Origin of the sequence: Clostridioides sp. ZZV15-6383 (genome assembly GCF_020657735.1) — a bacterium.
GTDB lineage: Bacteria > Bacillota > Clostridia > Peptostreptococcales > Peptostreptococcaceae > Clostridioides > Clostridioides difficile_D.
The window spans coordinates 1-388 of the sequence record NZ_JAGWCV010000168.1 but is presented as its reverse complement, the minus strand read 5'-3'; the positions used below and the strand labels follow the sequence as shown (position 1 = coordinate 388).

Annotated in this window: 1 protein-coding gene; it reads right to left on the bottom strand. The window is 27.8% G+C overall.

All coding sequences use genetic code 11. The features are described from left to right. Positions 1 to 388, bottom strand: a 388-nt coding sequence (locus tag KGF42_RS19285; protein ID WP_227826920.1) for an IS607 family transposase, incomplete at both ends; no start/stop codon positions are given.

Here is a 388-nt window from a genome sequence, read left to right as displayed (position 1 = left end):
TCTTCATCCTCTCTAATCTTTTTCTTGTATTTTCTTAATCCACATATGCGACAACTAAAAGTATGAAGTATTGATATTATATCTTGAACTAATTCTTCTTGTGGTGAAAGACTTTCATTATTTACAAGTATAATATCTACATTGAATTTACCTAAAAATCTCTCAAACCATTCATACCCAAATCGAACGAATCTATCTTTATGAGTTACAATAATCGTATTTACCTCATTAGTCATACAACTATCAATTAGCTTATTCCATTTTTTACGATTATAATTTAGTCCACTTCCATACTCTTCAATAACTTCATCTACTATTATTCCTTTAGCATTTGCATATTGTCTAAGAAACTCCACTTGATTTTTCAAATCATCTTTTTGATTAGAAG